The 7,741-nt window shown below is 34.5% G+C and carries 9 protein-coding genes and 1 pseudogene; 9 read left to right on the top strand and 1 reads right to left on the bottom strand.

Annotated elements, in window-relative coordinates; translation table 11 throughout:
- Positions 1 to 261: 261 nt before the first annotated feature.
- Positions 262 to 603, bottom strand: coding sequence for a helix-turn-helix domain-containing protein (locus JF259_RS17410; protein ID WP_199116988.1), 342 nt, complete (start codon positions 601 to 603; stop codon positions 262 to 264).
- Positions 604 to 745: 142 nt separating this feature from the next.
- On the opposite strand from JF259_RS17410, the gene JF259_RS17405 reads away from it, so the two are divergent.
- The 9 genes and pseudogenes from JF259_RS17405 to JF259_RS17370 all read left to right on the top strand — a co-directional run bounded on the left by JF259_RS17405 (position 746) and on the right by JF259_RS17370 (position 7,691).
- Positions 746 to 2,344 carry a hypothetical protein gene (locus JF259_RS17405; RefSeq protein ID WP_199116987.1) on the top strand — a complete coding sequence of 533 codons (1,599 nt, stop codon included), beginning with the start codon at positions 746 to 748 and terminating at the stop codon, positions 2,342 to 2,344.
- 61 nt (positions 2,345 to 2,405) lie between these two features.
- Positions 2,406 to 3,368: a tyrosine-type recombinase/integrase gene (locus JF259_RS17400; RefSeq protein ID WP_199116986.1), complete on the top strand. Its 963-nt coding sequence runs from the start codon at positions 2,406 to 2,408 to the stop codon at positions 3,366 to 3,368.
- Positions 3,328 to 4,308 (top strand): tyrosine-type recombinase/integrase, encoded by a 981-nt coding sequence (locus JF259_RS17395; protein WP_199116985.1) that lies wholly within the window; start codon positions 3,328 to 3,330, stop codon positions 4,306 to 4,308. Before JF259_RS17400 ends, JF259_RS17395 begins: the two co-directional genes overlap by 41 nt.
- A gap of 205 nt (positions 4,309 to 4,513) precedes the next feature.
- Positions 4,514 to 4,789, top strand: coding sequence for a hypothetical protein (locus tag JF259_RS17390; RefSeq protein ID WP_199116984.1), 276 nt, complete (start codon positions 4,514 to 4,516; stop codon positions 4,787 to 4,789).
- Positions 4,790 to 4,856: 67 nt separating this feature from the next.
- Positions 4,857 to 5,108, top strand: a complete 252-nt coding sequence (locus JF259_RS17385; protein ID WP_199116983.1) for a type II toxin-antitoxin system Phd/YefM family antitoxin — start codon at positions 4,857 to 4,859, stop codon at positions 5,106 to 5,108.
- The gene (locus JF259_RS17380; protein WP_199116982.1) at positions 5,105 to 5,365 is read left to right on the top strand and encodes a Txe/YoeB family addiction module toxin; all 261 of its coding nucleotides are present in this window, start codon (positions 5,105 to 5,107) and stop codon (positions 5,363 to 5,365) included. Before JF259_RS17385 ends, JF259_RS17380 begins: the two co-directional genes overlap by 4 nt.
- A gap of 799 nt (positions 5,366 to 6,164) precedes the next feature.
- Positions 6,165 to 6,392: pseudogene (locus tag JF259_RS17740) on the top strand (RHS repeat-associated core domain-containing protein); the annotation flags it as partial.
- Positions 6,393 to 6,524: 132 nt separating this feature from the next.
- On the top strand, positions 6,525 to 7,214 hold the full coding sequence (locus JF259_RS17735) for a hypothetical protein (protein WP_317192105.1): 690 nt from the start codon (positions 6,525 to 6,527) through the stop codon (positions 7,212 to 7,214).
- Positions 7,215 to 7,217: 3 nt separating this feature from the next.
- Positions 7,218 to 7,691, top strand: coding sequence for a hypothetical protein (locus tag JF259_RS17370; protein ID WP_199116980.1), 474 nt, complete (start codon positions 7,218 to 7,220; stop codon positions 7,689 to 7,691).
- Positions 7,692 to 7,741: the final 50 nt, after the last annotated feature.

Below are 7,741 nucleotides of genomic sequence, written 5' to 3'. Positions count from 1 at the left end.
GAGAAAAAAATTAAAAAAGAATCACTAATTTTAACACTCAAATAAAACGATTTTTGGCACTTCATTTACACTGCTCACTTTCATCCGGCACGGGTGGTTCACTTTAACCGAATTTTCCAAGATGATAATACTCCATTAAGTCATGAGCGCTTAATGAAAACCCATTCTAATAAAAATAACTCGAATTAAAACCCTAGCCCCGTTAGTATTTATTAGTGGCAAAGAAAATAAAAAGCTTTTACAGAGATGTAAAGGCTTTTTTTAGTTATAAGCCAATCTAGTTTTGGCATCACGTAATAGTGCATCAAGATTATATAAAATAGCTTGTCTGTCCTTTTCAGGAAGCTCGCTAATATCTTTTAATCTACGCAACATATCAGAGTTTTTAAACAACTCATTAGTATCTGTTTCACCAACCAAATAAGCTACCGTAGTATCCAGTAGTTCTGCCAAACGTTTTACGGCATCAATAGAAGGATTTACATCATCACGTTCGTACTTGCCAATAACAGAATGATTGGTATTAAGAAGTTTGGCCACTTCATTTTGAGATAACCCTTTTTCTTTTCTACAATCACGTAAACGCTTGCCAAATGTACTCATACGACTAGTTATAATGCTTATTTAAACAGATTTAGCAAATATACTGTTCAAAAATGGAATAAAAAAGTGTAATATGATTTTGTAAAATAATTTATATATAGTAGTTTTGATGCTGATATGAACAAGTAATTATTTTTAAATAATGTTAGATACTCAAAATCCAAACAATTATTGCTACAAAACAAAAGATATAGAACTCCACATTTTAGGCGGTTTACAGCTTAACAAGTTAGAGAGCTTACGAGTAACATTAAGTATAGAAAAACTAACCAAGACTAAAGCAGTATTAAATATATTAAGGCAAAGCATCGATTTATATAACGATAACCAAGTAGAAAAGTTGGTACGCAAATGTGCAGAACGTTTAGAAATTGGAACAAGCGTCATTAGAAAGACATTACAAGAACTCACAAAGGAACTGGAAAACTATCGTTTTTTGCTCGCATCAAAGCAAGCAGAATCACAAAAACCATTTAGCAAACACTTAACAAAACTAGAAGAACAAGAAGCGATAAACTTCCTTAAAAGTAAAAACCTATTAGAAAAAACAAACGAGCTTATTGGAAAAAGCGGAGTTATAGGTGAAGTCGATAACAGACTATTAATGTACTTAATCTTCACGAGCAGAAAAACGAACAACCCATTACACTGCATCAGTTTAGGAAGTAGTGGTGTTGGAAAAACACATTTACAATCCAAAGTATCGGAACTCATTCCAGAAGAAGATAAAATAGAAATAACAGTTTTATCAGCCAACGCCTTTTATTACTTCAATCGCACAGAATTACAACATAAATTAATATTAATCGAGGATTTAGATGGCGCAGAAAGCGTACTCTATCCACTTCGAGAACTGCAATCTAAAAAACGTATTACAAAAACCGTAGTACACAAAGACCGAAAAGGCAATACAAAAACCATCCATCTAACGGTTGAAGGCCCTGTAAGCGTTGCAGGTTGTACCACCCAAGAAAGTATTTACGAGGATAACAGTAATAGAAGTTTCCTTTTGTACATCGATGAAAGCGAACAGCAAGACAGCAGGATAATGCAATACCAGCGTTTTTTAAGTGCAGGGAAATTGAATGAGCAAGAGCAATTAACAGCAGCGGAGCTTCTCCGCAATGTACAGCGAACCCTTAAGCCAATAAAAGTAGTGAACCCTTACGCAATGAGGCTTAGCCTCCCACAATCCGTATTTAAACCGAGACGAACCAACGCACATTATTTACAGTTTATAGAAGCCATCACATTTTACAAACAGTGGCAGCGCCACAGGCAATATGACGAGCATACTGGAGAGGAGTACATAGAGACAGAAATCGAAGATATAAAAGAAGCCAACGAACTGATTAAAGAAGTTTTATTGCGTAAAAGTGATTTGTTAAATGGAGCTTGTCGAAACTTTTTTGAAAGCCTCAAAGCATATTTAAAAAAGGAAAATCAAAGCATCTTTACCAATGCAGAAATCCGCAGAGTATTACGCATCAATCCAAGTAATCAAAAACGGTATATGTTACAATTGCAATTAGCCAATTTAGTACAGAAAGCAAAAGGCGATAAAAGAAAAGGTTACCAATACGAAGTCGTTACCTATGATGATTATGAAGCGACACACAAACAAATAGAACAAGTATTGGAAAAGACCATTATAGGATTACAGAATGAAATCCCTGTCGGTGGCGACTCGCCACTGGTTCAAGAAGTTTACAATGGTTCAAAGGTCGAAATGGACGAATAGCATATCTGAAAATCAATAAGTTAATCAAGTAGTTCACTAAAGTTCCAAAAAGACATACCCAATGAAAAATTTACCCATAAAAAACCACAGTTATAAAGAACTGTTAACCGCCTTTAAAGCGTGGTTGGATATTTTGGGCTATGCAGAAACTACCGTTTATAACCTGCCCATACACTTACGAGAGTTCTTTAATTACTTGGAAAGCAAAAACATCAATCAAATCAACCATATAACCACCCAGACCGTTACAGATTACTACAAACATTTAAAAGAACGCCCCAACCAACGACGCACGGGCGCACTCTCCAAAGGACACCTAAACAAGCACCAACAAGCGCTGTACAAGTTCAGGGAATACCTAAAACAGCACAACCACAAGGGCATCAATATCCACCTAAAACACGAAGAAAAAAACGATAAGGACAGCTTAAATGTACTAACGCAAATCGAAATAAAAGAACTCTTTGAAGCCACCAATAGCAGTAATCCAGACCACAAAATACGTTACAGGGACAAAGCCATATTAGTATGCTGTTACAGTTGCGGGTTGCGCAGAAACGAGTTAGTACATTTAGATGTTAGCGATATAATTTTTGATAAACAACGCTTGTTTGTACGACAGGGCAAAAACTATAAAGAACGCTTTGTACCACTTAACAGGCACAGCTTGGATATACTGGAAACCTATATCTATGATTATAGGACACAGTTTTACAACTACAAAAAAACCGAAAGCCTATTCATTAATTACAGGGGAGGCAGGTTACTAGGAATGAGTTTTGCCAACCGTTTAAAGGCGATAATCAAAGCCACAGAAAATAATGATATACAGGAGCGTAACATCACGTTACACAGCTTACGCCATAGTATTGCTACCCATTTACTGGAACAAGGCGCAGACATTGAGCAGATAAGTAAATTTTTAGGACATACCTCATTAGAAAGTACACAGATTTATACACATTTTTTAGAACTCACAGGCAATGAACAAGTACGAACATTACTTAGAGAGGGCAGAGCGTAAAGAAAATGTACAGTGTACATTTTTAGCGAATGAGCCAGCTGGCGCAAGGGAAAATATGATAAAGGAATACACACACTATCTTGAGAAGAATGGCTATAATGATAAAAGCATAGCCACCTATCAAAGAAGCGTAACAAGGTTTAACGATTGGTGCGAAAGCTATGGAACACATGCAGAGACCATAGATTATAAAACCTTTTTACAATATATAGCATACTTACGAGCATCGCAATTAAAACCAAGAACCCTACAAACCTATATAGGCAATTTAAAAATTTATTTTAATTACCTAACAGAAGAAAACTACAGAGAAAAGAATGATATAAAAGACCTGAATATAAAAGGCGTAAAGCGCCATATTATACATGACACTTTAGAGTTTGAGGAACTGGAGGATCTATATTATAGTTACCCAACAAATAAAGGAAAACTAATTGCAAGAAAACGAAATAAAATCATCATTGGCTTACTTGTTTATCAAGGTTTAAACACCAGAGATTTACAATTATTGGAAGTAGAACACATTAAGCTTTATCAAGGTAAGATTACAGTTCCAGGAACACGGAAAAGTAACACGAGAGATATTGAATTAAAACCCTTCCAGCTCATGGAGTTTATGGAATACATAAATGATGTTAGACCAAGGATTTTAAGGGAAACCAATAAAGCAACCGAACAATTATTACTACCAATCGGAAGGAGTTACAAGCTTCATAATACGATACACAAATTAGCTAAAGAACTAAAGGAAATCAATAACAGTTTTACCGATGTAAAACAAATAAGAACAAGTGTTATCATCCATTGGTTAAAACAAAACGGACTGCGAAAAACCCAATATCTGGCAGGACATAAATATATAAGTTCTACAGAACGCTACCAGCAAGACGACTTGGAAAGTCTGCACGAAACGATTAACACCTTCCACCCGTTTAGCTAAAAAATAAGAGATATGAAAACACATAACAGAAGTCCTTAAAGGTAGATTCTCAATAAATATTTAATCCTTAAAATGTACAATAACATAACAAAGTGTATTTTTACAACTCAAATCCCGTTATGCTTGCGAGAAGGGAAACCCTCGCGCTGTATGTACATACAGTAGGAAAGCTAAGACGGGTATTTTAATCCTAAAAATGTACATTATGAATCCACAGGAATTTAAGACAAGGTATTGTTATACCCTGCAAACAGACCCAGAAACAAAACAGAATTATATAAAACTACCTATTGCTGATTTAAGTGAACTTATCTATATGCAAGAATCGTTACTAGAAAATATATTGCTGTTAACCCAATTAGAAAAAAGACATTATAAAACCGAACAAATGCAAAGTACCATATATTGGCTGTGTAAAATACTTCTTGTTAGTTATCCTCATAGCGAACTTGACGGATTATCTGAATGGCTAAAAACTTGATAGAATCAATACGTTAAATATTAACAAAAAAGTACTTAATTAAGTACTTTTTTGTTATCTTTGTATCATGGAAACAGTAAATTATACAGACTTTCGTTCAAATTTAAAGCATTGGTTCGATAAAGTAGTCAATGATGTAAGCGATATCATTATCAAGCGTAAAAGCGGTAAAGACCTCGTATTAATATCATTGGACGAATACAATTCATTAAAAGAAACCACTTATCTGCTAACAGGAAAAAATAGAGATATTTTATTGAACTCTATCAAAGAATTAGAAGCAGGTAATGGTGTTCAACAAGATTTAATAGAAGAATGAAATTAACTTGGTCTACGTCTTCTTGGGAAGATTATTTGTATTGGCAAAAAGTCGATAAGAAACTAGTAAAGCGAATTAACGAACTCATTAAAAGTTGTATGCGAACCCCTTTTGAAGGCATTGGAAAACCCGAAGCTTTAAAAGGCGATTTACAAGGGTATTGGTCAAGACGAATAACATCAGAACATCGATTGGTCTATAAATACGAAAAAGAACAGTTATTGATAGCAGCTTGCCGTTACCATTACGGGAAATAATATCCCCACAAAACAAAACCCAGTATTTTGCGAAAAGCAAAAACCCTCTGTCTTTTGTTTTGTTCCGCGCGCCACCGCATCACCCAAGCCAAGTTACATAATAGAAGTTATAATACCTGCTCGCGCCACCAATGCCGTAGTTATAACTGCTATTATGTAAAATGGCCGCTCACCCAACGCTCGCATCGGAACTAAACAAGAAACTTCATAGCACAAAAGCTGACGCACTATCGCTTGTCTCATTTTAAAAAGCTGAAGATTGATTAAGGAGGTTTTTTAACCCCGAAATTACAGGCTTTTAAATCTTCATCTTTTTAAAACGTTCGGTGCTTCTGAAAACGTTCCGATAAATGAACAATCTATGAAAATGGCTTTATGCGGTTGGGATTGTTCATTTATTGGAATGGAACAACTGAAAGGCGTTAGTATTCATGATCTTATCCAATAAAGACTAAAAACATCGATCGAAGTTCAAAACCGAGCATCGGAAGTCAGGCGTGGAACGGGAGTATTTTACATAGTTGACATTATAACTACGGCTTTGGTTTTTAAGAGAGGACGGAGTCGGCAGTATTATAATGCCAATTATGTAACATACCGGGGCAAGGGGAGCAGGTAAAAGACAGAGGGTTTTTGCAGACAAAAAACTGGGTTTTACCTGCGTGGGATCTATAAGAAAATACTATATTTACAGGTAATATACGTTCTTTAAAATACTTTTTTGAGCAGCTTTTTAAGCCAAGGTATGCGCTGAAAAACGGGCTTTTTTGCAAAAAAACGCAATGACTACTATCCATTTGGTCAATTGCTACCTAATAGACATGGAAGTAGTGATTCTTATAGGTATGGCTTCCAAGGGCAAGAGAAAGATGATGAAGTTAAAGGAGAGGGAAATAGCTTAAACTACAAGTACAGGATGCACGACCCACGTGTAGGAAGGTTCTTTGCTGTTGACCCGTTGACTTATAAATACCCTCATTATTCACCTTACAGTTTTAGCGGTAATAAAGTAATAAAATTTATAGAACTTGAAGGGTTAGAAGAAGGCTCTAATCTTTACGATTTTAATCCACGAGATTATGGATTAACTCTTGACCAAATATGGGATAAAGCAGTAGATGGAGCAGGAAATATATTGATAAGCTCACTTTTAGTTCCTATGGGTGATACTCAAGAAGGGGAATTGATTCGTAAATTTATAAGTAAGAATCATAAACTGAATATACCTGAAGCTGTTACAGATAAACAGATAGGAGAAAGCTTTAATTTTAAGAAAAGGGATAGAAAAGTTGTAGTTGAAGCTGATAAAGGTATTTTAGGAGAATTGATTGACCTAACTGCTAGCGGTTTGGATGTTGCTGGTGTAATTCCGGGTAAAGGGGGTGTGTTTATGGCTGTTAAAGTATCTCCATTAACTGCAAATTCTTTATCTAGTATTTTAAGAGGTTTAAAAATTAGTTCAAGAACTAGGCAAATTTTAGATGAATTTAAAGATGTTGGTGGTCAAGGAACTTTTAGACAAGTAGAGGCGGAAGGAATAGCAATTTTTGAGGAAACTTTCAAAACAACAGCTAGAGCTATAAAAAACACTGATACAAAAGCAGGGGATTTTATTGTAACATCAGGGAAATATCAAGGTAAATCAGTAGATTTGGTGAGTGCAGTTGACCACCCAAAATTTGATACAAAGAGATTTATAAAATCAATTGATGAGCATTTTGATAAAGATGGTGTTGATTTTATCAATGTGGATATAAGAAACCTTGATGATGCTGGAAAAGAATTGGTGAAAAAACATATAAGTAATTTAAGCGAGGCTAATAAAGCAAAGACGATATTAACGGAATAAATAATGGCTACGAGTATAATTGGATTTAAAGAAAAGCGAATAGATATTGATGATAATTTTTTATTATTAGGGTTGTCATATATTAAGCAAAGTTCAGAGAGTAAAAATAATCCTGATTGGTTTAAGGATTATGTTAATAATATTATTGATGTGATGTTAGATGTAAAACCTGTAGGATGGGGGTATATGGAATTAGATGATTACATCATAGATGATGAGAGAAAAGTATTCTTTAATGATTTAATTGATAAAACTATTGATGGATTAAAAAACAGAGATTCTAATATAATAGATTTTAAAGAGGTAAATTATCTTCTCGATTTAAAAGGGTTAGAACTTTGGAAAGAAAAACATTTTGTAGATGTAGAGTATGTATTACGTTTTTTAGACGATTTAAAAATTCTTTTAGATGATAATACTCCATTAAGTCATGAGCGCTTAATGAAAACCCATTCTAATAAAAATAACTCGAATTAAAACCCTAGCCCCGTTAGTATTTATTAGTGGCAAAGAAAATAAAAAGCTTT

It is taken from the genome of Snuella sedimenti, assembly GCF_016428595.1.
Taxonomy (GTDB): domain Bacteria; phylum Bacteroidota; class Bacteroidia; order Flavobacteriales; family Flavobacteriaceae; genus Snuella; species Snuella sedimenti.
Note: the sequence above shows the minus strand (reverse complement) of the source record. Positions and strands in the feature narration are given on the sequence as shown.